The organism is Geodermatophilus arenarius (genome assembly GCF_042654585.1).
Taxonomy (GTDB): domain Bacteria; phylum Actinomycetota; class Actinomycetes; order Mycobacteriales; family Geodermatophilaceae; genus Geodermatophilus; species Geodermatophilus arenarius.
In genome coordinates this window covers 26812-50836 of record NZ_JBHSGR010000004.1, presented here as the reverse complement: position 1 = coordinate 50836, position 24025 = coordinate 26812, and the positions used below count along the sequence as shown (strand labels likewise).

The 24025-nt window shown below is 76.5% G+C and carries 26 protein-coding genes; 22 read left to right on the top strand and 4 right to left on the bottom strand.

The genetic code is table 11. The features are described 5' to 3' along the window. Positions 1–37 precede the first annotated feature (37 nt). A complete protein-coding gene (locus ACFO3M_RS05185; protein ID WP_387987245.1) occupies positions 38–685 on the top strand; it encodes a PilZ domain-containing protein in 648 nt (215 codons plus the stop codon). 28 nt (positions 686–713) lie between these two features. Further along, complete coding sequence (locus tag ACFO3M_RS05180) at positions 714–1460, top strand: SAM-dependent methyltransferase (protein ID WP_387987242.1); 747 nt, start codon at positions 714–716, stop codon at positions 1458–1460. A gap of 148 nt (positions 1461–1608) precedes the next feature. Here the strand turns inward: ACFO3M_RS05180 and ACFO3M_RS05175 are convergent, their stop codons facing one another. Beyond that, a complete protein-coding gene (locus ACFO3M_RS05175) occupies positions 1609–2100 on the bottom strand; it encodes an inorganic diphosphatase (protein ID WP_387987239.1) in 492 nt (163 codons plus the stop codon). Between the two features lie 68 nt (positions 2101–2168). Between ACFO3M_RS05175 and dacB the strand changes: the two genes are divergently transcribed. From dacB to ACFO3M_RS05125, 10 genes are all read left to right on the top strand, one after another. Next, positions 2169–3587 carry a D-alanyl-D-alanine carboxypeptidase/D-alanyl-D-alanine endopeptidase gene (gene dacB, locus ACFO3M_RS05170; protein WP_387987236.1) on the top strand — a complete coding sequence of 473 codons (1419 nt, stop codon included), beginning with the start codon at positions 2169–2171 and terminating at the stop codon, positions 3585–3587. 39 nt (positions 3588–3626) lie between these two features. After that, entirely contained in the window at positions 3627–4712 is a 1086-nt protein-coding gene (locus ACFO3M_RS05165) for a zinc-dependent metalloprotease (RefSeq protein WP_387987233.1), read from the top strand. Positions 4713–4725: 13 nt separating this feature from the next. Continuing rightward, on the top strand, positions 4726–5736 hold the full coding sequence (tilS, locus tag ACFO3M_RS05160; RefSeq protein ID WP_387987230.1) for a tRNA lysidine(34) synthetase TilS: 1011 nt from the start codon (positions 4726–4728) through the stop codon (positions 5734–5736). Continuing rightward, entirely contained in the window at positions 5733–6320 is a 588-nt protein-coding gene (hpt, locus tag ACFO3M_RS05155) for a hypoxanthine phosphoribosyltransferase (RefSeq protein ID WP_387987227.1), read from the top strand. Before tilS ends, hpt begins: the two co-directional genes overlap by 4 nt. Before the next feature lie 201 nt (positions 6321–6521). Continuing rightward, on the top strand, positions 6522–8549 hold the full coding sequence (ftsH, locus tag ACFO3M_RS05150) for an ATP-dependent zinc metalloprotease FtsH (RefSeq protein WP_387987224.1): 2028 nt from the start codon (positions 6522–6524) through the stop codon (positions 8547–8549). After that, positions 8546–9163, top strand: a complete 618-nt coding sequence (gene folE / locus ACFO3M_RS05145; RefSeq protein WP_387987221.1) for a GTP cyclohydrolase I FolE — start codon at positions 8546–8548, stop codon at positions 9161–9163. The genes ftsH and folE overlap by 4 nt, the downstream gene beginning before the upstream one ends. Further along, positions 9160–10023 carry a dihydropteroate synthase gene (gene folP, locus ACFO3M_RS05140; protein ID WP_387987218.1) on the top strand — a complete coding sequence of 288 codons (864 nt, stop codon included), beginning with the start codon at positions 9160–9162 and terminating at the stop codon, positions 10021–10023. Before folE ends, folP begins: the two co-directional genes overlap by 4 nt. Continuing rightward, positions 10016–10396, top strand: a complete 381-nt coding sequence (gene folB / locus ACFO3M_RS05135; RefSeq protein WP_387987215.1) for a dihydroneopterin aldolase — start codon at positions 10016–10018, stop codon at positions 10394–10396. Before folP ends, folB begins: the two co-directional genes overlap by 8 nt. Further along, positions 10393–10905 (top strand): 2-amino-4-hydroxy-6-hydroxymethyldihydropteridine diphosphokinase, encoded by a 513-nt coding sequence (folK, locus tag ACFO3M_RS05130; protein ID WP_387987212.1) that lies wholly within the window; start codon positions 10393–10395, stop codon positions 10903–10905. The genes folB and folK overlap by 4 nt, the downstream gene beginning before the upstream one ends. Continuing rightward, on the top strand, positions 10902–11429 hold the full coding sequence (locus ACFO3M_RS05125; RefSeq protein ID WP_387987209.1) for a DUF3180 domain-containing protein: 528 nt from the start codon (positions 10902–10904) through the stop codon (positions 11427–11429). The genes folK and ACFO3M_RS05125 overlap by 4 nt, the downstream gene beginning before the upstream one ends. A 17-nt stretch (positions 11430–11446) precedes the next feature. Here the strand turns inward: ACFO3M_RS05125 and ACFO3M_RS05120 are convergent, their stop codons facing one another. Then, positions 11447–12631, bottom strand: coding sequence for an ABC transporter ATP-binding protein (locus ACFO3M_RS05120; RefSeq protein ID WP_387987206.1), 1185 nt, complete (start codon positions 12629–12631; stop codon positions 11447–11449). Between the two features lie 3 nt (positions 12632–12634). On the opposite strand from ACFO3M_RS05120, the gene ACFO3M_RS05115 reads away from it, so the two are divergent. From ACFO3M_RS05115 to ACFO3M_RS05100, 4 genes are all read left to right on the top strand, one after another. After that, positions 12635–13366: an ABC transporter permease gene (locus ACFO3M_RS05115; RefSeq protein ID WP_387987203.1), complete on the top strand. Its 732-nt coding sequence runs from the start codon at positions 12635–12637 to the stop codon at positions 13364–13366. A gap of 73 nt (positions 13367–13439) precedes the next feature. Further along, positions 13440–14180 (top strand): ABC transporter permease, encoded by a 741-nt coding sequence (locus ACFO3M_RS05110; protein WP_387987201.1) that lies wholly within the window; start codon positions 13440–13442, stop codon positions 14178–14180. A 160-nt stretch (positions 14181–14340) separates the two neighbouring features. Then, complete coding sequence (locus tag ACFO3M_RS05105) at positions 14341–15351, top strand: glycine betaine ABC transporter substrate-binding protein (protein WP_387987198.1); 1011 nt, start codon at positions 14341–14343, stop codon at positions 15349–15351. A gap of 84 nt (positions 15352–15435) precedes the next feature. Next, positions 15436–16428: a DUF6779 domain-containing protein gene (locus ACFO3M_RS05100; RefSeq protein WP_387987196.1), complete on the top strand. Its 993-nt coding sequence runs from the start codon at positions 15436–15438 to the stop codon at positions 16426–16428. 126 nt (positions 16429–16554) lie between these two features. Here the strand turns inward: ACFO3M_RS05100 and ACFO3M_RS05095 are convergent, their stop codons facing one another. Next, positions 16555–17301, bottom strand: a complete 747-nt coding sequence (locus ACFO3M_RS05095) for an SDR family oxidoreductase (protein ID WP_387987193.1) — start codon at positions 17299–17301, stop codon at positions 16555–16557. Positions 17302–17610: 309 nt separating this feature from the next. Between ACFO3M_RS05095 and ACFO3M_RS05090 the strand changes: the two genes are divergently transcribed. Genes ACFO3M_RS05090 through ACFO3M_RS05065 form a run of 6 tightly spaced genes read left to right on the top strand, consistent with a single transcriptional unit; the run spans position 17611 to position 23233 of the window. After that, positions 17611–18555 carry a Rossmann-like and DUF2520 domain-containing protein gene (locus tag ACFO3M_RS05090; protein ID WP_387987190.1) on the top strand — a complete coding sequence of 315 codons (945 nt, stop codon included), beginning with the start codon at positions 17611–17613 and terminating at the stop codon, positions 18553–18555. 17 nt (positions 18556–18572) lie between these two features. After that, on the top strand, positions 18573–19433 hold the full coding sequence (gene panC, locus ACFO3M_RS05085) for a pantoate--beta-alanine ligase (protein ID WP_387987187.1): 861 nt from the start codon (positions 18573–18575) through the stop codon (positions 19431–19433). Beyond that, positions 19430–19855, top strand: a complete 426-nt coding sequence (gene panD, locus ACFO3M_RS05080) for an aspartate 1-decarboxylase (RefSeq protein ID WP_387987184.1) — start codon at positions 19430–19432, stop codon at positions 19853–19855. Before panC ends, panD begins: the two co-directional genes overlap by 4 nt. Next, entirely contained in the window at positions 19852–21531 is a 1680-nt protein-coding gene (locus ACFO3M_RS05075; RefSeq protein WP_387987182.1) for an L-aspartate oxidase, read from the top strand. The genes panD and ACFO3M_RS05075 overlap by 4 nt, the downstream gene beginning before the upstream one ends. After that, entirely contained in the window at positions 21528–22433 is a 906-nt protein-coding gene (gene nadC / locus ACFO3M_RS05070) for a carboxylating nicotinate-nucleotide diphosphorylase (protein WP_387987179.1), read from the top strand. Before ACFO3M_RS05075 ends, nadC begins: the two co-directional genes overlap by 4 nt. A 5-nt stretch (positions 22434–22438) precedes the next feature. Beyond that, positions 22439–23233, top strand: coding sequence for a type III pantothenate kinase (locus ACFO3M_RS05065; RefSeq protein WP_387987176.1), 795 nt, complete (start codon positions 22439–22441; stop codon positions 23231–23233). Here the strand turns inward: ACFO3M_RS05065 and ACFO3M_RS05060 are convergent. Beyond that, entirely contained in the window at positions 23230–24024 is a 795-nt protein-coding gene (locus tag ACFO3M_RS05060) for a hypothetical protein (RefSeq protein WP_387987173.1), read from the bottom strand. The two genes, ACFO3M_RS05065 and ACFO3M_RS05060, sit on opposite strands and share 4 nt — an antisense overlap. Between the last annotated feature and the right edge of the window lies 1 nt (position 24025).

Here is a 24025-nt window from a genome sequence, read left to right as displayed (position 1 = left end):
CGTCACGTGGGTGACCAGGTGAGCGAGGAGAGCGACGATGGGGACGCCGGGAGTCGACTACCCCGAGGACAGGGCCGTGCTCGACGTGAAGGCGGTCAGCCGGGACGACGTGCTGACCAGCTTCGTCGAGGAGGCGACGGGCGGCGAGCTCGTCGTCAGCGTCGGTGAGGACGCCTCGCGGCGCCGCGTCCGCCTCGACGTGGGCGAGCGCATGGAGCTCATCTGGCGGGGGCCCGAGGAGCTGCGCTCCCTGCCGGTGGAGCTGGTCGAGGTCCGCACCGGCGACGCGCCGACCTGGCGGCTGCGGGTCGTCGGCCCCGCCTCGCGCGGTCAGCGGCGGGCCGCGGTCCGCAGCCCGCTGTCGGTCCCCGTCGAGCTGGGCAGCGGTGACGTGCTCCTGTCGGGGACCAGCGTGGACCTCAGCGAGGGCGGCATGCGCTGCATCCTCGGCGGCAGGCGGGAGGTGGGCGCGGCGCTGGAGGTCGGCGCGGTCCTCCCGGTGACCGTGGACCTGGACGGCACCCGGGTGTCGGCCAAGGCCGAGGTCGTCCGGCGTCACCCGCGCGAGGACGAGCGCACGGAGCTGTCGCTGCGCTTCGTGGGCCTGGGGGAGAAGCGCGAGGACCTCATCCGCCGGCGGGTGTTCGCCGAGCTGCGCGACCTGCGCTCCCGCGGCCTCATCTGACCCCGGCGCGCTGCGCCAGACTGCCGGCGTGGACAGAGCCCTCCTCAGCGCCGTCGCCCACCGCTGGCACCCGGTCGCGGCCCCCGTCTCCGACGACGCCCTCGCCCGGCTGGTCGCGCGGCTGGCCCCGCCCGAGGGCGGCCGGGTGCTCGACCTCGGCTGCGGCTCCGGCGCCTGGCTGCTGCCGCTGGTGGCCGCCCACCCCGGCGTCGTCGGCGTCGGCGTGGACACCTCCGCCCCCGCCCTGGACGCCGCCCGGGACCGCGCCGCGCTCGGCGGCCTGGTCGGCCGGGTCGACCTCGTGGAGGCCGACGCGGCGGCCTGGCGCGGTGGGCGGTTCGACGTCGTCGTCTGCATCGGCGCCACGCACGTCTTCGGCGGGCCGGCCGGGACCCTCGACGCGGTGCGCGGCCACCTGCGCCCCGGCGGCCGGGTGCTGTTCGGCGACGGCTTCTGGGAGGCCGGGCCCGGCGAGGCGGCGCTGGCCGGCCTCGGCGCCGAGCCCGGCGAGCTGCCGGACCTGCCCGGGCTGCTGGCCGAGGCGACCCGGGCCGGCTTCGAGCCCGGCTACGGCCACCTCTCCACGCTCGCCGAGTGGGACGAGTACGAGTGGTGCTGGACCGGCGCGGTCACCGAGTGGGCGCTGACCGAGGCGACCGGGGAGGACCGCGCCGCGGCCCTGGAGGCCGCCCGCACGCACCGGCGGCAGTGGCTGGAGGGCTACCGCGGCGAGCTGGGGTTCCTGACCGTCGTGCTGCACGACACGAGGCGCTGAGTCGTCCTGCACGACACGAGGCGCTGAGCCGTCCTGCGCGACAGCCGGCGCCGGCACGACGACGGCGGTGCACCCCGCGTGGGGGTGCACCGCCGTGCGCCGTCCGTCGTGCGCTCGGAGGGCCGGTGGACGGCCAGGGGGGCGGCGGTCAGTGGCCGCCGGCCTCCTGGGCCCGCTTGATGGAGGCGTCGATCTCGGCCTGGGCCTCGGCCCGGCCGACCCACTCGGCGCCCTCGACCGACTTGCCCGGCTCGAGGTCCTTGTAGGTCTCGAAGAAGTGCTGGATCTCCAGCCGGTCGAACTCCGAGACGTCGGTGATGTCCTGCAGGTGGGCCATGCGCGGGTCGGTGGCCGGGACGGTGAGGACCTTGTCGTCCCCGCCCTTCTCGTCGGTCATCCGGAACATGCCGATGGCCCGGCAGGTGATGAGGCACCCGGGGAAGGTCGGCTCCTCGAGCAGCACGAGGGCGTCGAGCGGGTCGCCGTCCTGACCCAGGGTGTTCTCGATGTACCCGTAGTCGGCCGGGTACCGCGTGGAGGTGAACAGCATCCGGTCGAGCCGGATGCGTCCGGTGGCGTGGTCCAGCTCGTACTTGTTGCGCTGGCCCTTGGGGATCTCGATCGTCACGTCGAACTGCACGGCACGTAGTGTGGCCCACCGGTATCAGGCCCACCGGCGCAGGTCCGCCCCGGGGTCTCGTACGGGGGGTGGGCACCATCGCGCCGAGCGGTCCGACGACGGTCACGCCGAGCTACCGGCGGCTGCGCCGGCGCCTGCTGGTCAGCGCCCTGGCGGTGCTGCTGGTGGCCGCGCTGGTCGCCGGCGGGGTGCTGTTCCTGACCAGGGACGACGCCCCGGACGCCGCCGCCGGTCCCGCCGCGGTGCTGCCCGACGTCGGCGACCCCGCGCCCGTGCTCGCCGCGCTCCCCTCCGACGCGCCGGCCCCCGACCCCGACGTGCTCGCCGCCGAGCTGGGCCCGCTGCTGGCGGTCCCGGCGCTGGCCCGCGGGGTGAACGCCGAGGTGGTCGACGTCGCCTCGGGGGAGACGCTGGTCGACCAGGGTGCGGGCGACCCGGTCACCCCGGCCTCGACCGCCAAGCTGCTCACCGCCGTCGCGGCGCTGACCGCCCTGGACCCCGACGACACGCTCGAGACGACGGTCGTGGCCGGGGCGGCCCCGGACGAGGTCGTCCTCGTCGGCGGCGGCGACCCGACCCTGTCCACGACCAGCCCCTCGCTCACCTACCCGGGCGCCGCCACCGTCGCCGACCTCGCGGCCCAGGTGCTGGCCGCGCTGCCGCCGGGCACGACCGTGAGCCGGGTCGTCGTCGACACCTCGCTGTTCGAGGGGCCGCTGACCGCGGAGGGCTGGGGACCGGAGGACGCGCCCTCCGGCTACGCCGCCCCGGTCACCGCGGCCGCGGTGGACGGCGCACGGGTGGCCCCGGGGGAGAACGCCCGCAGCGGCCAGCCGGGCACCGACGCCGGGCGGGCGCTGGCCGAGGCGCTCGGCGTCCCCGACGCGGCCGTCGAGCTCGGCGAGGCCCCCGACGGCGCCACGACGCTGGGCAGCGTCCGCTCGGCGCCGGTCGCCCGGCTGGTCGAGCAGGCGCTGTCGCAGTCGGACAACCTGCTGGCCGACTCCCTGGCCCGCCACGTCGCCCTGGCCCGCGGCCTGCCGCCCACCTTCGAGGGCTCGGCGGAGGCGGTCACCGGGGCGCTGGCCGACGCCGGCCTCGACACCACCGACGTCGAGCTGTACGACGGCAGCGGGCTGTCCCGGCTGGACCTGGTCACCCCCGACCTGCTCGCCGACGTGGTCACCGGCGCCGCCGACGGCTCGCTGCCCGGCGCCTCGGCGGTCGTCTCCGGGCTGGCCGTGGCCGGCTACGACGGCACGCTCGCCGACCGCGGTGACGCCGACCCGGCCACCGCCCCCGGCGCGGTGCGCGGCAAGACCGGCACGCTGCTCGGCGTGCACGCCCTGGCCGGCACGGTGGTCACCGCCGACGGCCGGCTGCTGGCCTACGCGCTGGTGGCCAACGGCACCACCGGCGGCGGCGGGCCCGAGGAGGCGGCGCTGGACGCGGTGGCCGCGGCGCTCGCCTCCTGCGGGTGCCGCTGAACGGGGCCGACGCCCGGCCTCCCCGCGTACGGTGAGGTGATGACGAGCAGCGCACTGGTCGACTGGGAGCTCGCCGGGCGCACCGCCCGCCGGCTGGCCGGGCCCGGGCCCGCGACCACGCGGGAGGAGGCCGGCGCCGTCGTCCGCGAGCTGCACGAGGCCGCCGCGGCCGCCGTGGCCCACGTCGAGGGCCTGACCGGGCTGCACCCGGTCGCGGGCGGCCCCGTGCCGGAGGTCGCCGTCGTCGACCGGCCCGGCTGGATCGACGCCAACACCACCGGCATGGCGGCCCTGCTGGACCCGCTGGTCACCGCGCTCACCGAGCGCTCGGAGAGCCGGCCCGGGCCGCTGGCCACCGCGATCGGCTCGCGCGCCACCGGCGTCCAGGCCGGGGGGCTGCTGGCGTTCCTGTCCTCCCGCGTCCTCGGCCAGTACGAGGTGTTCGGCACCGGGGGGCGGCTGCTGCTGGTGGCGCCGAACGTCGTCGACGCCGAGCGCAAGCTGGGCGTGGACCCGACCGACTTCCGCATGTGGGTGTGCCTGCACGAGGTCACCCACCAGCTGCAGTTCACCGCCTTCCCGTGGCTGCGCGACCACCTCGAGGCACAGATCGCCGAGTTCGTCGAGGCCACCGACCTCAGCCCCGACGCGCTGCGCGACCGGATGTCCGACCTCGTCCGCGGGATCGCCGACGCCGTCCGCGGCGGGGACGGCGACGAGGGCTCCCAGGGGCTGATGGCGCTGGTGCGCGACCCCGAGCAGCGCGCCGTCCTCGACCGGGTCACCGCGGTGATGAGCCTGGTCGAGGGGCACGCCGAGTTCGTCATGGACGGCGTCGGCCCCGACGTCGTGCCCTCGGTCCGGACGCTGCGCAAGCGCTTCGCGCAGCGCCGCAAGGGCCGCGGCCCGTTCGACCGCGTGCTGCGCCGGCTGCTGGGCCTGGAGCAGAAGATGAAGCAGTACGCCGACGGGCGGACCTTCGTCGGCGGCGTCGTGGACCTCGTCGGCATGGAGGGCTTCAACCGGGTGTGGACCGGGCCGGAGACCCTGCCGCTCGTCGAGGAGCTCACCGACCCCGCCCGGTGGGTCGAGCGGGTGCACGGCCGCCCGGCCGTGACCGCCTGACCCCCGGGGCGCGGTGAGCGGCCCGCCGGTCCCGGTCGCGCAGGTCCGCAGCGCCGTCCGGCCGGGCCTGCGGGCGTCCGGGCAACCGGTGCTGGTCGCCGTCAGCGGGGGAGCGGACTCCCTCGCGCTGGCCGCCGCGGTCGCCTTCGAGGCCCCGCGCGCCGGGGTGCCCGCGGGCGCGGTGACCGTCGACCACGGTCTGCAGCCGGGGTCGGCGCAGCGCGCGCGGGACACCGCCGACCTGCTGCGCGGGACGGGGCTGGACCCGGTGCTGGTCGTCCCGGTCGAGGTGGGCGCCGCGGGCGGCCCCGAGGCCGCGGCCCGCGCCGCCCGGTACGCGGCCCTGACCGGGTGCGCGCGGGAGCGCGGCGCGCGCATCGCCCTCGGCCACACCCTCGACGACCAGGCCGAGACCGTGCTGCTCGGGCTGGGCCGCGGCTCGGGCCCGCGCTCGGTGGCCGGGATGGTGGCCGAGCGCCCGCCGTTCTGGCGGCCCCTGCTCGGCGTCCGCCGGGCCACCACCCGGGCCGCCTGCGCGGCCCTGGGCCTGCCGGTGTGGGACGACCCGTGGAACACCGACCCCGCCTACCGCCGCGCGCGGCTGCGCGCCGAGGTGCTGCCCCTGCTCGAGGACGTGCTCGGCGGCGGCGTCGCGCCGGCCCTGGCCCGGACGGCGGACCTGCTGCGGGAGGACCTCGACGCCCTCGACGCGCTGGCCGACGGCCACCTCGCCCGGCTCGCCGGCCCGGACGGCCTGCCGGTCGCGGACCTGGCGCCGCTGCCGGCCGCGCTGCGCCGCCGGGTGCTGCGCGGCTGGCTGCGCGGGGCGGGGGTCGGCGACCTGCAGGCGGTGCACCTGGCCGCCGTCGACGCGCTGCTCACCGGGTGGCGCGGGCAGGGACCGGTGGCCCTCCCGGGCGGTGCGGAGGCGCTCCGGACGTCTGGCAGGCTGGTGCTGCGGCCCGCCGGCTCCCGGGGCGGGAGGGCCGGAACCGCCCCCGACCCCGAGGAGCAGGCCCCGTGAGCGAGACCGCGTCGACCCCTGTCGTGCTGGGGCCCGACCACGGCTACGGCCCCGACATCGACCACGTGCTGCTGTCCGAGCAGCAGATCCAGGACAAGATCACCGAGCTGGCCGACCAGATCGCGCGGGACTACGAGGGCCGGGAGGTCCTGCTCGTCGGCGTCCTCAAGGGCGCGGTGCTGTTCATGAGCGACTTCGCCCGGGCGCTGCGGCTGCCCACCCAGATGGAGTTCATGGCCGTCTCCTCCTACGGCAGCTCCACCAGCTCCTCGGGGGTCGTGCGCATCCTCAAGGACCTCGACCGGGACATCTCCGGCATGGACGTGCTCGTCCTCGAGGACATCATCGACTCCGGGCTGACCCTGTCCTGGCTGCTCAAGAACCTCGGCAGCCGCCGGCCCGCCTCCCTGGAGGTGTGCGCGTTGCTGCGCAAGCCCGACGCGATCAAGGTCGAGGTGCCGGTGCGCTACGTCGGGTTCGACATCCCCAACGAGTTCGTCGTCGGCTACGGCCTCGACTACGCGGAGCGCTACCGCGACCTGCCCTACATCGGGACGCTCAAGCCCGAGGTCTACGCGAGCTAGCGGGGTCCCCAGCACGGGGGAGAGCCCAGCACCCGGGCAGCTCGCACACAGGGGACGTGCAGCCTCCCCGGTGTACCGTCGACCGCAACGACGCTGGACCGAGCGCCAGGGTGCCCGCCCGGGTCGCGCGGAGCGTCACCGGACGCGATCAGGAGGGTCGACGGGCCAGGCCGGAGCCCCCCGGCCGCCCGGCATCGGTGTATGGAACGCAAGAAGATCTTCCGCTCCGTGTGGTTCTGGGTCGTCCTCGTCGTCCTGGTGGCCCTCGGGCTGTCCACCTTCCTCGGCGGCGGCTCCAGCTACGAGCAGGTCAACACCTCGGTCGCGCTGCAGCAGATCGAGGACGGCAACGTCGAGTCGGTCACGATCAACGACAAGGAACAGACCCTCGACCTCGACCTGAGCCGTCCCTACGAGGGCAACGACCAGATCAGCGCGTCGTACCCGATCGGGGCCTCCGACGACGTCTTCGCCCTGGTCTCCGGGATCGACGCGAACGGCCAGCGCACCGGTGACGGCGTCGACTTCACCACGAACGTCACGCAGGACAACGTCTTCGTCAGCGTCCTGATCAGCTTCCTGCCCTTCCTCATCCTCCTCCTGCTGCTGTTCTGGCTGTTCAACTCCATGCAGGGCGGCGGCCGCGGCGTCATGGCCTTCGGCAAGTCCAAGGCCAAGACCGTCAGCAAGGACATGCCGAAGACGACGTTCGCCGACGTCGCCGGCGCCGACGAGGCCATCGAGGAACTGCAGGAGATCAAGGACTTCCTGGCCAACCCGGTCAAGTTCCAGGCCGTCGGCGCCAAGATCCCCAAGGGCGTGCTGCTGTTCGGCCCGCCCGGCACCGGCAAGACGCTGCTCGCCCGCGCGGTGGCCGGCGAGGCCGGCGTGCCGTTCTTCTCGATCTCCGGGTCGGACTTCGTCGAGATGTTCGTCGGCGTCGGCGCCAGCCGGGTCCGCGACCTGTTCGAGCAGGCCAAGCAGAACGCGCCGGCGATCATCTTCGTCGACGAGATCGACGCCGTCGGCCGGCACCGCGGCGCCGGCATGGGCGGCGGCCACGACGAGCGCGAGCAGACGCTCAACCAGATGCTCGTCGAGATGGACGGCTTCGACGTCAAGGGCGGCGTCATCATGATCGCCGCCACCAACCGGCCGGACATCCTCGACCCCGCGCTGCTGCGCCCGGGCCGCTTCGACCGGCAGATCGCCGTCGACCGGCCCGACCTCGAGGGCCGCAAGCGGATCCTCGAGGTGCACGCCAAGGGCAAGCCGCTCGCCCCCGACGTCGACCTCGAGACCGTCGCCCGCCGCACCCCCGGCTTCACCGGCGCGGACCTGGCCAACGTGCTCAACGAGGCCGCGCTGCTCACCGCCCGCCAGGGCAACTCGGTCGTCACCGACGCCACCGTCGAGGAGGCGATCGACCGCGTCATCGCCGGCCCCGAGCGCAAGACGCGGGCGATGAGCGAGAAGGAGAAGAAGGTCACCGCCTACCACGAGGGCGGGCACGCCCTCGTGGCGCACGCGCTGCCCAACCTGGACCCCGTGCACAAGGTGACGATCCTGCCGCGCGGCCGCTCGCTCGGGCACACGCTCGTCCTGCCGACCGAGGACAAGTACACCCAGACCCGGTCGGAGATGATCGACACCCTGGCCTACGCCCTCGGCGGGCGCGCGGCCGAGGAGCTGGTCTTCCACGAGCCGACCACCGGTGCCGGCAACGACATCGAGAAGGCCACCTCGATGGCCCGCGCGATGGTCACCCAGTACGGCATGAGCGCCAAGCTCGGCGCGGTCAAGTACGGCAGCACCGACTCCGAGCCGTTCCTCGGCCGGGACATGGGCTCGCGGCCGGACTACTCCGAGGCCGTCGCCGCCGACATCGACGCCGAGGTCCGCGCCCTCATCGAGGCCGCCCACGACGAGGCGTGGGAGATCCTCGTGGAGTACCGGGCCGTGCTCGACCAGCTCGTCCTCGAGCTGATCGAGAAGGAGACCCTCTCCAAGGACGACATGGCCCGCATCTGCGCGCCGGTCACCAAGCGCCCGTCGCTGGCTCCCTACAACGGCTTCGGCAAGCGCACGCCGTCGGACCAGCCGCCGGTGCTGACCCCCGCCGAGCGGGCGGCCCAGGCGAACGGCCACGGCGCCACCGCGGTCGGGAACGGGCTCGTCAAGGGCGGCAACAACCCGGTCGGTGACGTCGGCGCGCCCGTCCAGAGATGAGTGAGATCCCGGAAGAGGCCGAGGACGAGGTCCGTCCGGACTTCTCGCGGGTCGACTCGGCGCGGGCGGAGGCCGCCGTCCGCGAGCTGCTGCTCGCGGTGGGCGAGGACCCGGACCGGCCCGGGCTGCGGGACACCCCCGCCCGGGTCGCCCGGGCCTACGCCGAGACCTTCGCCGGCCTCTGGCAGGACCCCGGCGAGGTGCTCGCCACCGTCTTCGACGAGGACCACGACGAGATGGTCCTGGTCCGGGACATCCCGATGTACTCGACCTGCGAGCACCACCTGGTGCCGTTCCACGGCGCCGCGCACGTCGGTTACATCCCCGGCGACGACGGCCGGGTGACCGGGCTGTCCAAGCTGGCCCGCCTGGTCGACGTCTACGCCCGCCGCCCGCAGGTGCAGGAGCGGATGACCCGGCAGATCGCCGACGCGCTGGCCGAGCACCTCAAGCCGCGCGGCGTGCTCGTCGTCGTCGAGGCCGAGCACCTGTGCATGGGCATGCGCGGCATCCGCAAGCCCGGGTCGACGACGGTCACCTCGGCCGTCCGCGGCATCTTCCGGGACAACGCGGCCACCCGTGCCGAGGCGATGAGCCTCGTCCTGGGCCGGTGACCGGCCGCCCCGCCGAGCTCCTGCACCCGGGCCGGTGCGTGGTGATGGGCGTCCTCAACGTCACGCCCGACTCCTTCTCCGACGGCGGCTGCTTCGCCGACACGGCGTCCGCGGTCGCGCACGGCCTGGCGATGGCCGCGGCGGGCGCCGACTACGTCGACGTCGGCGGCGAGTCCACCCGCCCGGGCGCCGACCGCGTGGACGCCGCCGAGGAGCGCCGCCGCGTCGTCCCGGTGGTCCGCGAGCTCACCGACGGCGGCGTGCGGGTCAGCGTCGACACCACCCGCACCGAGGTCGCCGAGGCGGCGCTGGAGGCCGGGGCGGTGCTGGTCAACGACATCAGCGGCGGGCTGGCCGACGACGGCATGGCCGCGCTCGTCGCCGACGCCGGCGTCCCGTGGGTGCTCATGCACTGGCGCGGCCACAGCCGGGAGATGTACGCGCAGGCCACCTACGGCGACGTCGTCGCCGAGGTCTGCGCGGAGCTCACCACCCGGGTCGACGCCGCGCTGTCGGCGGGCGTGGACCCCGCCCAGCTCGTGCTCGACCCCGGCCTGGGCTTCGCCAAGCAGGCCGCGCACAACTGGGCGCTGCTGGCCGCGCTGCCCCAGGTGGTGTCCCTCGGCCTGCCGGTGCTGGTCGGCGCCTCGCGCAAGTCCTTCCTCGGCCGCCTGCTCGCCGGTGCCGACGGCGCACTGCGCCCGGCGCCGGGACGCGACGCCGCCACCCTGGCCACGACCGTCCTGGCCGCGGAGGCCGGCGCCTGGGGCGTGCGGGTGCACGACGCCGCGGGCTCGGCCGACGCCGTCCGCACCGTGGCCGCCGTCCAGCGCGCCCGCGAGGAGGCCCGCCGTGACTGACGCCCGCGTCCCCGACCGGATCGCCGTCCGGGGCCTGACCGCGCACGCCCACCACGGCGTCCACGGCTTCGAGCGCGAGAACGGGCAGACCTTCTCCGTCGACGCCGTCCTGGAGCTCGACACCGCACCCGCCGCGGCCGGCGACGACCTGACCAGGACGGTCGACTACGCCGAGCTCGCCCAGCGGCTGCACGCCGTCCTCACCGGGGACCCGGTGGACCTGCTCGAGACCCTCTGCCAGCGGCTGGCCGACGTCTGCCTCGCCGACCCGCTGGTCGAGGCCGCCGAGATCACCGTGCACAAGCCGGAGGCCGACCTGGGCGTCCCCTTCGACGACGTCACCGTCACCATCCGCCGCGAGCGTGCGCCGTGAGCCGCGCCGTGCTCTCGCTCGGCGCCAACCTCGGCGACCGCGCGAAGGCGCTGCGCACCGCCGTCGAGGCGCTCCGGGTCGACGGCCTGGTCGCCCGCTCGACGCTGTACGAGACGCCGCCGTGGGGGCCGGTCGAGCAGCCGCCCTACCTCAACGCGGTGGTGTTCGTCCGCGGCGACCGCGACGCCGCCGGCTGGCTGGCCCGCGCGCACGAGCTGGAGCAGGCCGCCGGCCGCACCCGCGACGTGCGGTGGGGCGCGCGCACCCTCGACGTCGACGTCGTCACGGTGACCGCCGACGACGGCACCCCGGTCCTCTCCGACGACCCGGCCCTCACGCTGCCGCACCCGCGGGCGCACGAGCGGGCGTTCGTGCTGGTCCCGTGGCTGTCGCTGGACCCGACCGCGGTGCTGCCGGGGCACGGGAGGGTGGCCGACCTCGTCGCGGCGCTCCCGCCGGAGGACGTGGCCGCGGTCGTGCGGTGGGAGCACCTGCATTGGGGCCGGTGAACCGCCGCGACCTGGTCGTCGTCGCCGTCGGGCTGGCGCTGGCCGCCTGGCTGCTGGTCCGCGCGACCTACGGCAGCCTGCCGCCGCTGCGCTGGTGGCTGCCGGTGCCGCTGGCGCTGCTCGCCGCCGCCGAGGCGCTCGGCGCCCGCACGCTGCGCGTCCGGCTGGAGGCCGAGCGCGCCGCCCGGCGCAGCGCCCGCGGGGGAGAGGCGGCGCCGCCCGCCGACCGCGGCGCGCCGCTGGTGCGCCGGGTCGAGCCGCTGCTGGTCGCGCGGCTGGCGGTGCTCGCGCAGGCCAGCGCCTTCGTCGGCGCGGCGTTCGTCGGTGTCTGGGCCGGGGTGCTGCTGCACGTGGCCCCGGCGGTGTCCCGGCTGCAGGCGGCCGGCGGCGACACGGTCACCGCGGTCGTCGGCGTCCTGTGCGCCGTGTCGCTGACCGTCGCCGCGCTGTGGCTGGAGTCGGTCTGCCGCATCCCGCCGGAGGAGCGCGACGACCGGCGGCCGGGGGACGGCGTCCGGGCCTAGCGAGCCGGCCCGGCCGCTCAGCCCCGGGCGGGCACCGGGCCGGCGGTCTCCGGGGCCGTCCCCTCCACCGAGCGGCGCAGCGCCGCGTGCAGCGAGTCGGGGGTGAGCACGCCGAGGAAGACGTCGCCGTCGAGCACCGCGACCCAGCCGGCCTCGTGCTGGAGCATCGTCGAGAACGCGGTCTTGAGCGTCGCGTCGGCGGGCACCCAGGCCTCCATCCGGCGCGCCGCCGTCCCCACCGTGCCGGCGCCCGTGGCCCGCTCCGCGGACAGCCAGCCGTGCAGCCGGCCGTCGTCGTCCAGGACGACCGCCCAGCGGGCGCCGGCGGCCTCCAGCGACGCGCGGGCGTCGGCCAGCCCGTCGGCCACGTGCACGACCGGCGGCCGCTCCAGGTCGTCGGGGCCGATGCCGGTGACCGCCAGCCGCTTGAGGCCGCGGTCGGCGCCCACGAAGTCGGCGACGAAGGCGTTGGCCGGCCGGCCGAGCAGCTCCGCGGGCGGGGCGAACTGCTCGACGTGGCCGCGGGTGCTCATCACCGCGATCCGGTCGCCGAGGCGGACGGCCTCCTCGATGTCGTGGGTGACGAACACGATCGTCTTGCGCACCGTCTCCTGCAGCCGCAGGAACTCCGTCTGCAGCCGCTCGCGGACCACCGGGTCCACCGCGGAGAACGGCTCGTCCATCAGCAGGACGGCGGGGTCGGCCGCCAGCGCCCGGGCCACGCCGGCCCGCTGCCGCTGGCCGCCGGAAAGCTGGGCCGGGTAGCGCCCGCCGTGGACGGCGGGCTCGAGGCCCACGGTGGCCAGCAGCTCGTCGACGCGGGCGCGGGTGCGCCGCTTGTCCCAGCCCAGCAGCCGCGGCACGGTGGCGACGTTGTCCCGCACGGTCCGGTGCGGGAAGAGCCCGACGTTCTGGATCACGTAGCCCATCCGGCGGCGCAGCCGGTCGGCGTCGACGCGGGTGACGTCCTCACCGCCGAGCAGGATCCGCCCCGTCGTCGGCTCGATGACCCGGTTGATCATCTTCATCGTCGTGGTCTTGCCGCAGCCGGACGGGCCGACCAGGACCGACAGCTCGCCCGCGGCGAAGGTCAGGTCCAGCCGCTCCACGCCGACGGTGCCGTCGGGGTAGGTCTTGCTGACCCCCTCGAGCCGGATCTCCTCTGCGGTGCTCTCCCGGCCCGCAGCGGCAGTAGCGTCCACGGGGTGACCTCCCTGGGTGCGCGCCCCCTGCTGGACGCGGTGAGCGACCCCGCGGTGGGGCCGCTCGCGGTGGACGAGGCGCCGAACCCGTGGTTCGACCCGTCCTACGTGACGGAGAACTGGGACTCCATCCTGTCCTACACCGGCGAGCACGTCCGGCTGACCGTGCTGGCGGTGGTGATCGGCGCGGCCGTCGCGCTGCCGCTGGCGGTGCTCGCCCGGCGCAGCCGGTTCCTGTCGGCGCCGGTGCTCGGCCTGTCCACCGTCGTCTACACGATCCCGTCGCTGGCCATGTTCGCGCTGCTGGTGCCCTTCACCGGGCTGTCGTCGAACACCGTGCTCATCGGCCTGGTCGCCTACTCGCTGGTCATCCTGGTGCGGAACTTCCTCGCCGGCCTGCAGGGCGTCCCCGCCGACGTCCGCGAGGCGGCGCGGGGGATGGGGCTGTCGGCCGCGCAGACGTTCTGGCGGGTGGACCTGCCGCTGGCCCTGCCGGCGTTCATGGCGGGGCTGCGGATCGCCACGGTGTCCACGGTCGCACTGACGACGGTCGGCGTCCTGGTCGGCCACGGCGGGCTCGGGCAGCTGATCACCGGCGGGTTCGCGGCGAACTTCTACCGCGCGGAGATCGTCACCGGCGCGGTCGGGTGCGTGCTGCTCGCCCTGCTGGCCGACGTCCTGCTGGCCGGCGCGGAGCGGGCGCTCACCCCGTGGACGCGGGCGGTGCGGACGTGAGCGAGCTCGCGAGCTCACGCGGGGGCGGAGCAACGCCGGGCACGACGCCGACGAGCGCCGGCGCGGAGGACGGGTGAACGACTTCTCCCGCGCGCTGGTCTACCTCAACGACCCGTTCAACTGGACCCGCCCCGACGGCATCGTCGACCTGACGCTGGAGCACCTGGGCATCTCCGCCGTCGCGGTGCTGGCGGCGATGGTCGTGGCGCTGCCGGTCGGCGCCGCCCTGGGGACGGCGCGCCGCGGTGCGGGCCTGGTCGTCGTCCTGTCCAACGTCAGCCGGGCGGTCCCCACCCTCGCGCTGCTCACCCTCTTCGCCGTCAGCCCCATCGGCTTCGGCAACCGCGCGACGACGATCGCGCTGGCGGTGTTCGCCGTCCCGCCGATCCTCACCAACACCTTCGTCGGCTTCCGCGGCGTCGACCCCGAGGTGGAGGAGGCCGCCCGCGGGATGGGGATGAGCCGGGCGCAGGTGCTCGGCCGGGTCGAGCTGCCGCTGGCCCTGCCGCTGGTGACCACCGGCATCCGCACGGCGGCGGTCCAGGTGGTGGCGACGGCGGGCCTGGCCGCGCTCGTCGGCGGGGGAGGGCTCGGCCGGCTGATCAACCTCGGGTTCGGCCAGCAGGACTACGGCGTGATGATCGCCGGCGCGATCCTCGTGGCGGGCCTGGCGCTGCTCACCGAACTCGTCCTCGCGGTGCTGTCCTGGGCGGTCACCCCGGGCCCGCGCCGGCTGCCGTTCCTGCACGCCCGCACCCCCGCCTCGCGGGACGGCGCCGTACCGGAACCCACCGCCAGCGGGGTGCCGCTGTGACCTGCGTCTCCGGCCGATCGCGGGAGGGTAACGAGAGCGCAACACATCGGCGGGGGCGGTGTCGGTGTGCGGGACCCGCGGGTTGCATGGGCGCGCGGGCGACCCCCGCCAGACACGCGTCGCGGCCGCACGCCGCACGGGACACAGAAGGCGGAACACCATGCGCAGGCAGCGCGCACTCGCTCCTCTCCTGCTCACCGGCCTGCTCCTGACCGCCGCCTGCGGCGAGTCGGGCTCCTCGGGTACCGGCGGCTCGACCGCGAGCGGCTCGGCCGCCAGCGGCGACGCCTGCGTTCCGGTGGCCGGCGACCAGCTCGTCGTCCTCGAGGACGACCAGGAGCTGCAGAACGCGGACAACATCGTGCCGGCGGTGACCTCGGCCACCGCCGCGGCCAACCCGGCGCTGGTGCCGGCCCTCGACGCGGTCTCGGCCGCGCTGACCACCGACCAGCTCATCGACATGAACGCCGCCGTCGACCTGGAGCGGCGCAGCGCCGAGGACGTCGCGGCGCAGTGGGTCGAGGACAGCGGCGTGACCGAGGGCCTCGAGCAGGGCAGCGGGCCGGTCATCGTGGGCGCCGGCAACTTCACCGAGTCGACGGTCCTGGCCAACGTCTACGCCGGGGTCCTGCGAGCCGCGGGCTTCGACGCCACCGTGCGCGAGGTGGGCAACCGCGACCTCTACCTGCCGGCGCTGATCTCGGGCACCGACCTGCAGGTCTTCCCCGAGTACCTGGCCACCGTCACCGAGGCGCTCAACACCCAGGTCAACGGCCCCGACCCGACGCCGATCGCCAGCGGCGACGCCCAGGCCACCCGCGACGCGCTGCAGCCGCTGGCCGACCGGGTCGGGCTGACCTTCGGCACGCCGTCGGAGGCCGCCAACCAGAACGCCTTCGCCGTGACCCAGGAGTTCGCCGACCGACTCGGCGTGACCACGCTGTCGGAGCTCGCCGACGCCTGCGGCGACGGGTCGCTGGTCCTGGGCGGGCCGGCCGAGTGCCCGACCCGGCCGTTCTGCCAGCCGGGCCTCGAGGAGACCTACGGCCTGCAGTTCGCCGAGTTCCGCGAGTTCGACGCCGGCGGCCCGGCCACCAAGGCCGCCATCCAGCAGGGCGAGGTCTCGATGGGCCTGGTCTTCAGCTCCGACGCCGCCCTCGCGCAGGGCTAGCGGCAGCGGGCGGGCCCTCCGGCTGCGCCACACGGGACGATTCCGTGCCGCAGTCGGGGGCTCGCTCAGCGTTACCCTGAGGCCATGCGGACGGGGGGACGGCTGCGCGTCGCCGGGCAGGTGCTCGGGTGCGCGCTCGCCACCGCCGCGACCGCCGTCGTCTTCCTCAGCGACGACCCCCAGGTCCTGCGGGTGGCCGTGGTCGCCGTCGCCTGGGCCTGCCTGGGCGCCGCCTTCATGGCCGGACGCCGTCCGGAGCCGGCCGGGGGTGGTCCCGACGTCGCCGCCCTCGAGGCGCGGCTGCGCCGGGCCCACGAGGCCGAGCGCGACCGCGAGGCGGCCGCGCACCGCGAGTCGGAGCGGCAGCTGGAGGCGCGGGTCCGCGGCGAGTCCGAGGCGTCGATGCGCCGAGAGCTCGACGGGCTGCGGTCCGAGGTGGCCGGGCTGCGCGGGGACCTCGCCGGCCTCGGCGCGCTGCACGCCGAGGTCGCTGCGATCGGCGCCCTGCGGACCGACCTGGCCGAGCTGGCCGGCCTGCGCGCCGACGTCGGCCGGCTGCGCGCCGAGCTGACCGAGCGGTCCGCGGGCGAGCTGTCCCCCACGGGCGAGTTGCACCACGCCGGCGAGATGCACATCGAGCGGGTGGTCATGCGCACCCAGTCGGTGCGGACCGGCCGCGAGCCCCTGGAGCCGGCGACCGCCGCCTGGCACGCCGCCGTCCCCCGTGAGCTGGGCGGCTGGCCCGGGCCGTCCGACAGCCCCGGTGCCGCGGTGCCGGCCACGGTCGCCGCCCCGCTCCCCGCGCCGGAGCCCGAGCCCGAGCCGGTCGCGCGCGTGGGAACGCCCCCGCCGGTGCCGCGCCGGCGCCGCACCGACCTGCCCGCCGACCTGCTGCCCCCGGCGCCGCAGGAGCAGCTGACCCTCGAGCGCCCCGCCGTGCACGCCGCCGCCGCGGGGCACGGCGGCCACGCGGTCCCGCCGGCCGACGACGAGGCCGGCGCGGCGCGGCTGGCGCAGATCCTCGCCGAGAGCGGGGTCACCCCCGGCGGCCGGCGCCGCCGATACCGCGACGCCTGACGAAGGACCCCTCGCCCCCCACCGCTCGCAGGCTCGCGCCAGGCCCCGTCCAGAGGCTCGCCGCGAGCTCGCGAGCGGTGAGGAGGACGGGGTCCTCCTGCCCGCGAGGGGCCGAGGGGCCGTCGGCTACGCCGGGCCGCGGGAGAGCGCGCCGCCGTCGAGCACGAGCGTCTGCCCGGTGACCCAGCCGGCGCCGAGCAGGTAGGCCGCGGCCTCCCCGACGTCCTCGGGCTCGCCCAGCCGGCCGGCCGGGTAGGCGCGGGCGGCCTCCTCCTCGCGCCCCTCGTAGAGGGCGCCGGCGAACCGGGTCTTCACCACCGCCGGGGCGACCGCGTTGACCGTCACCTTCGGGCCGAGCTCCACGGCCAGCTGGGTGACCAGGTTGACCAGCCCCGCCTTGCTGACGCCGTAGCCGCCGATCATCGGCGAGGCCTTGAGCCCGGCCACCGAGGCGACGACGAGGACCGAGCCGCCGTGCTCGGACATCCACGCCCGCCAGGCCTCCTGCACCAGGCCGAGCGTGCCGACGACGTTGGTGTCGAGGATCTTGCGGAACGCGTCGAGGTCGAGGTCCACCATCGGGCCGTAGACCGGGTTGATCCCGACGTTGCCGACCAGGTGGTCGAGGCTGCCGAACCGCTCGACCGCGGTGCGCACGGCCTCGGCGCGGTGTGCGGCGTCCCCGGCGTTGCCGGCCACGCCGACGGCGACGTCGGGTCCGCCGAGCGACGCGACGGCCTCCTCCAGCGCCTCGGCCTTGCGGGCGGTGAGCACCACGCGCGCCCCCCGGTCGACCAGGCTGCGGGCGATGGCCAGCCCGATGCCGCGGCTGCCGCCGGTGACCAGTGCGGTGCGTCCCTCGAACGTGCCCACGTCACTCCCTCGTGTCCGCCGGCGACCGCGTCGGCGCCGGTGCCGCCGCAACCGTAGGACCGCCCCCGGACGGGCTCCCCGCCCACCCCGGCGAGGAGAGCGTGAGCCACCCCACACCGCCGTTCCGTTGCAGGGGCCCCGGGGCCGACTCACACTCGCCTTCGGCGCGTCGCCCGCGTGACACACCCGGTCGCAGCGGACGGCCCGCCGGCACGACCCGCACCGCACCCGCACCACCCGGGCCGCCAACGACGACGGTCCGTCCACCGAGTCCGGTACCCGCCAGGGACTGGAACGAGAGGTGACCCGATGCCTGCTGCCCGCAGGACCCCCCGCGCTGCCGGGCTCGAGCCCGCCGACAGCGCCCCCGCCCGCCTCCGCGTCGGCGTCATCGGCGCCGGCCGCGTCGGCGCCGTCCTCGGGGCCGCGCTCGCCGCCGCCGGCCACGACGTGGTCGCCGCCTCCGGCGTCTCCACCGCCTCCGCCGAGCGCGCGGCCCGGCTGCTGCCCGGCACCCCGCTGCTGCCCGCCGACGAGGTGGTCGCCGCCGCCGACCTCGTGGTCCTCGCCGTCCCCGACGACACGCTGCCCGGCCTGGTCGCGGGCCTCGCCGAGACCGGGACCTGGCGGGCCGGCCAGCTGGCCTTCCACACCTCCGGCGCGCACGGCCTGGCCGCTCTCGCCCCCGCGGAGCGGGCCGGCGTCCTCCCGCTCGCCCTGCACCCGGCCATGACCTTCACCGGCGCCCCCGAGGACGCCGACCGGCTCGCCGGCGCCCCGTTCGGCGTCACCAGCCGCCCCGAGCACCGGCCGGTCGCCGAGACCCTGGTGCTGGAGATGGGCGGCGAGCCGTTCTTCGTCGCCGAGGACGACCGGCGGCTCTACCACGCGGCGCTGGTCACCGGCGCCAACCACCTGGTCACCCTCGTCGCCGAGGCCGCCGACCTGCTGCGCCGGGCCGGCGTCGACGCCCCGGCCCGGGTGCTCACCCCGCTGCTCACCGCCGCGCTGGACAACGGCCTGCGCCGCGGCGACCGCGGGCTCACCGGCCCGGTCAGCCGCGGCGACGTCGGCACGGTGGCCGACCACCTCGCGACGCTCACCGACCGGGCCCCCGAGTCGGTGGCCGCCTACGTCGCCATGGCGCAGCGGACCACCGAGCGGGCGCTGTCCGCCGGCCGGCTCAAGCGGCACGAGGGCGCGCCGCTGCTGGACCTGCTCCACGAGGCCGCCGACCCGGCCGGGTCGCGATGACCACGAGCACCACGGCTGTGTCGTCCACCCGCCCCACCGCCCCGTCCATCGCCGAGACGGCCGCCGACCTCGCCCGCCTGCGCGCCTCCCTGCCCGGCCCGGTGGCGCTGGTCCCGACCATGGGCGCCCTGCACGAGGGGCACCGCACGCTCGTCCGCGCCGCCCGCGAGCGGGCCGGCAGCGTCGTCGTGTCGGTGTTCGTCAACCCGACCCAGTTCGGCCCCGGCGAGGACCTCGACCGCTACCCGCGCACCTGGGACGCCGACCTCGCGGCGCTCACCGACGAGGGCGCCGACGTCGTCTTCCACCCGCCGGTCGACGAGGTCTACCCGCCCGGCTCGCTCGGCGTCACCGTCGACCCCGGCCCGCTCGGGTCGGTCCTCGAGGGCGCGGTCCGGCCCGGCCACTTCGCCGGCGTGCTGACCGTCGTCGCCAAGCTGTTCGGCCTCACCCGGCCCGACCTCGCCCTCTTCGGCGAGAAGGACTACCAGCAGCTGACGCTGGTCCGGGCGATGGTCCGCGAGCTGGCGCTGCCGTTGGAGGTGGTCGGCGTCCCGACCGTCCGCGAGGCCGACGGCACGGCGCTGTCCAGCCGCAACCGCTACCTGGCGCCGGAGGAGCGCGCCCGGGCCGCGACGTTGAACCGGGCGCTGCGTGCCGGGGCGGACGCCGGCCCGCGCGGCGCCGAGGCCGTCCTCGCCGCCGCCCGCGCGGTGCTGGCCGGCGCGCCCGAGCTGGTGCCCGACTACCTCGAGCTCACCGACCCCGACCTGGGCCCGGCCCCCGCGGCCGGCCCCGCCCGCCTCCTGCTGGCCGCCCGCGCCGGCAGCACCCGACTCCTCGACAACGTCCCCGTCACCCTGGGAGAGCCCCGATGATGCGCACCATGCTCAAGTCCAAGATCCACCGGGCGACGGTGACGCAGGCCGACCTGCACTACGTCGGCTCGGTGACGATCGACGAGGACCTGCTCGACGCCGCCGACCTCATCCCCGGCGAGCAGGTGGCGATCGTGGACGTCACCAACGGCGCCCGGCTGGAGACCTACGTCATCCCCGGCGAGCGGGGCAGCGGCGTCATCGGCATCAACGGCGCCGCCGCGCACCTGGTGCACCCCGGCGACCTGGTGATCCTGATCAGCTACGGCCTCATGGACGAGACCGAGGCCAAGAGCTACATCCCGAAGGTCGTGCACGTCGACGGCGACAACCGCGTCGTCGAGCTGGGCGGGGACCCCTCGGCCCCGGTGCCGGGCGCGGCCGACCAGCGGCGCAGCGACCTCGGCGTCCCCGTCCGGTGACCCTGGCGGCCCCGACCGTCAGCGGCCTGCCGACCCGGCTGGCCGCCCCCGCGCCCGGCTGGGAGCTGTCGGCCGACGTCTGCGTCGTCGGCTCCGGCGTCGCGGGCCTGTGCGTCGCGCTGCACGCCCGGGCCGCCGGGCTGTCGGTCGCCGTCGTCACCAAGGTCCGCGTCGACGACGGGTCGACCCGCTGGGCGCAGGGCGGCATCGCCGCGGTGCTCGACCCGGCCGACAGCCCCGAGGCGCACGCCCGCGACACCGAGGTCGCCGGCGTCGGGCTGTGCGAGCCCGACGCCGTGCGCACCCTGGTGACCGAGGGCCCGGCGCGGCTGCACCAGCTCATCGGCTGGGGCGCCGGCTTCGACCGCGACCCGTCGGGCCGCCTGCTGCTCACCCGCGAGGGCGGGCACACCGCCGACCGGATCGTGCACGCCGGCGGCGACGCCACCGGCGCCGAGGTCATGCGCGCCCTGTGCGAGGCCGTGCACGCCGACCCCGGCATCACCCTCGTCGAGCACGCGATGGTGCTCGACCTGCTCACCGACGCCGGCGGCCGGGCCGCGGGCGTCACCCTGCACGTCCTCGGCGAGGGCACCGAGGACGGCGTGGGCGCGGTCCGCGCGCGGGCCGTCGTCCTCGCCACCGGCGGGATGGGCCAGGTCTACGCCGCGACGACGAACCCCGCGGTGTCCACCGGCGACGGCGTGGCCCTGGGCCTGCGCGCCGGCGCGGTGGCCACCGACCTGGAGTTCGTGCAGTTCCACCCGACGTCGCTGTACCGCGGCCCGGGCGCCCGCGGGCAGCAGCCGCTGGTCAGCGAGGCGCTGCGCGGCGAGGGCGCGGTGCTGCGCGACGGGGCGGGGGAGCGGTTCATGGCCGGTGTCCACCCGCAGGCCGAGCTCGCGCCGCGCGACGTCGTCGCCAAGGCCATCACCCGCGTGCAGCTGCGCGACGGCGTCGACCACGTGTGGCTCGACGCCCGGCACGTCCCCGGCCTCGCCGAGCGGTTCCCGACCATCGTGGCCAGCTGCCGCGCCATCGGCGTCGACCCGGTCACCGACCTGGTGCCGGTCACGCCCGCCGCGCACTACGCCTCCGGCGGCCTGGTCACCGACCTGGCCGGCCGGACCACCGTCCCCGGGCTCTACGCCTGCGGCGAGGCGGCCTGCACCGGTGTGCACGGCGCCAACCGGCTGGCGTCGAACTCGCTCCTCGAGGGGCTGGTGTTCGCCGCCCGCATCGGCGCGGAGCTGGCCCGCTCGCTGCCCCCGGCCGCGCCGGCCCGCGCGGCCGCCGCCGGCACCTCGGGCCTGCTGGACCCCGCCGGGCGGCGCACGGTCACCGAGACGATGTCCGCCCGGGTCGCGGCGCTGCGCTCGGGCGCCGGGCTGGCCGGGGCCACCGGCGTGCTCGCCGGGCTGGCGGCCGGGCTGGCGGCCGCCCCAGGCGCCGCGCCCGGCGTGGCGAGCTGGGAGGCCACCGACCTGCTCACCGTCGCGAGCGCCCTCACCGCCGCCGCCGGCGCCCGGGAGGAGACCCGCGGCTGCCACTGGCGCGAGGACCACCCCGCCACCGAGGAGGACTGGCGGGTGCACCTCGACGTCCGCCTCGACGACGACGGCCGGCTGCGCCTGACCCGCCGGCCCGTGGGGACCCCCGTGGTGTCGCCGTGGTGACCGCCGACCCGCGGTCGCTGGCGGGCACCGGGCTGGCCGAGGCCTGGGTCGGCGACCTGGTCGAGCGCACGCTGGCCGAGGACCTCGCCGGCGGGGCCGTCCTGCCCGGCGCGCCGGACCTGGCCGTCGCACTCGACGTCACCAGCGCCGCCACCGTGCCCCCGGCGCAGTACGGCACCGCCGACCTCGTCGCCCGCGCCGACGGCGTCGTCGCCGGCCTGCCCGTCGCCGCCCGCGTGTTCACCCGCCTCGCGCCCGGCGCCACGCTCACCGCCGGCGCGGCCGACGGCGACCGGGTGACCCGCGGGGACGTGCTGCTGACCGTCCGCGGCCCCGTGCGGGCGCTGCTGGCCGCCGAGCGCAGCGCGCTGAACATCGCCAGCCGGGCCAGCGGCATCGCCACCGCCACCCGCGCCTGGGTGGACGCCGTCGAGGGCACCGGCGCCGTCGTCCTCGACACCCGCAAGACCACCCCGGGGCTGCGCCCGCTGGAGAAGTACGCGGTGCGCTGCGGCGGCGGGTCGAACAAGCGCATGGGCCTCTACGACGTCGCGATGGTGAAGGACAACCACGTCGCCGCCGCGGGCTCGGTCGCGGCCGCCGTCGCCGCCGTGCGCGAGCGGGCGCCGCGGGTGCCGGTGCAGGTCGAGGCGGACACCCCCGCGCAGGCGGTCGAGGCGGTCGAGGCCGGCGCGGACTTCCTGCTGCTGGACAACATGCCGCCCGCGCAGCTGCGCGAGGTGGTGGCGCTGGTCGGCGGGCGCGCGGAGCTCGAGGCCACCGGTGGGCTGACCCTCGCCGTCGCCCGCGAGGTCGCCGCGACCGGCGTGGACTTCCTGTCGGTCGGCGCGCTCACCCACTCCTCGCCGATCCTCGACCTCGCGCTCGACCTGCGGAGCTGACCGGCGTGCTGCTCACCGTCGACGTCGGCAACAGCCAGACCGTGCTGGCCACCTTCGACGGGGCCCGGCGGGTCGGGTGCTGGCGCGTGACGACGCACGCGCGGGCCACCTCCGACGAGATCCGCATGCTGTGGCGCGGGCTGCTGCGCGACACCGAGGTCACCGGCGTCGCCGCCTGCTCCACCGTGCCGGCGCTGCTGCCCGCGCTGCGGCAGCTGCTGGACTCGCTCGAGGTGCCGGTGGTGCTCATCGGCCCCGGCGTGCGCACCGGCGTCCCGCTGCACGTCGACAACCCGCGCGAGGTCGGCGCCGACCGCGTGGTCACCGCGCTGGCCGCGCACGAGCTGTTCGGCCGGGCGCCCGACGGCAGCGGCCGCCCCGTCGTCGTGGTCGACTTCGGCACCTCCACCAATGTCGACGCCGTCGGCCCGGAGGGTCAGTTCCTCGGCGGCGCGCTGGCCCCGGGTGTCGAGGTCAGCCTCGAGGCGCTGGCCACCCGCGCGGCGCAGCTGCGGTCGGTGGAGCTCACCGTCCCGGCGCAGGCGATCGGCAAGAACACCGTCGCCGCGCTGCAGTCGGGGCTGGTCCTCGGCTTCGCCGGCCTGGTCGACGGGCTGGTCGGCCGGATCGCCGGCGAGCTGGTCGCGCAGTTCGGCGACCCGCCGGTCGTCGTCGCCACCGGGGGCCTGGCGCCGCTGGTGGCCGACAGCTGCCGCACCGTCGGCGAGCGCGAGCCCGACCTCACCGTGCACGGCCTGCGGCTGGCCTTCGAGCGCGCCCAGGCCGGCGGCCGCCGCTAGGCGGGAGCCGGGCTCGCCGGCAGCACGGTGCCCAGGCCGATGCCGCGGGCGCGCAGCCGCCGCAGCTCCACCGTGGCCAGCGCGGCGCTGATCAGCGGCCCGACGACGGCGAACGCGACGGCCACCGGGACCGGCATGCCGGCGTCCTCGGGGTCCCAGAGGCCGACGACGCCCAGGACGAGAACGACGACCGCCACCGCGATCTCGGTCAGCCCGCGCAGCGTCGGGTGCCCGTCGACGGCGCAGAACCAGTGGACGACGACCAGCCGGCCGGCCACCCAGATCGTCGCCCAGACGGCGACGAGGGCGGTCCAGCCGAGGGCGAGGGTCACGAGCGCCATCAGCCCGCTCGGCTGCACCTGGGTGAGGACCAGCCAGACGAGCCCGCCGGCCAGCACGAGGCCGGCCACCGACCCGCCCAGCCGGCCCAGCGGCACCCGGAGGTTGGCGGCCTGCTGCCGGCGCAGGGGCGGCGGGGTGAGGAACAGGATCACCGCCATCGGGACGAGCATCGCGACGCCGCCGATCGCCGCGGAGCGCATCACCGACAGCACGATGCGCGAGACCTGGTCGGTCACACTACCCAGCCCGCCCCACTGCAGCTGGGCGACGGTGAGGATCGCGATGCCCCAGGCGCCGCGCAGCGCGGCCAGCCGCTCGAGCTGGTGGTCGCGGACGGCGAAGCGGTCGGCCGGGGTGAACACGCGGCGGTGGAAGTCCGCGGTCCTGCGCCACACCGCCGCGGTCCACGTGGCGATGCCGGTGACGATCCAGCCGACGATGCTGCCCACC

Coding starts and splice junctions, on each gene's coding strand:
- ACFO3M_RS05100 (WP_387987196.1), top strand. CDS start 15,436: ATGCGGACGGGGGGACGGCTGCGCGTCGCCGGGCAGGTGCTCGGGTGC.
- ftsH (WP_387987224.1), top strand. CDS start 6,522: ATGGAACGCAAGAAGATCTTCCGCTCCGTGTGGTTCTGGGTCGTCCTC.
- folE (WP_387987221.1), top strand. CDS start 8,546: ATGAGTGAGATCCCGGAAGAGGCCGAGGACGAGGTCCGTCCGGACTTC.
- ACFO3M_RS05165 (WP_387987233.1), top strand. CDS start 3,627: ATGACGAGCAGCGCACTGGTCGACTGGGAGCTCGCCGGGCGCACCGCC.
- ACFO3M_RS05090 (WP_387987190.1), top strand. CDS start 17,611: ATGCCTGCTGCCCGCAGGACCCCCCGCGCTGCCGGGCTCGAGCCCGCC.
- panD (WP_387987184.1), top strand. CDS start 19,430: ATGATGCGCACCATGCTCAAGTCCAAGATCCACCGGGCGACGGTGACG.
- ACFO3M_RS05105 (WP_387987198.1), top strand. CDS start 14,341: ATGCGCAGGCAGCGCGCACTCGCTCCTCTCCTGCTCACCGGCCTGCTC.
- ACFO3M_RS05185 (WP_387987245.1), top strand. CDS start 38: ATGGGGACGCCGGGAGTCGACTACCCCGAGGACAGGGCCGTGCTCGAC.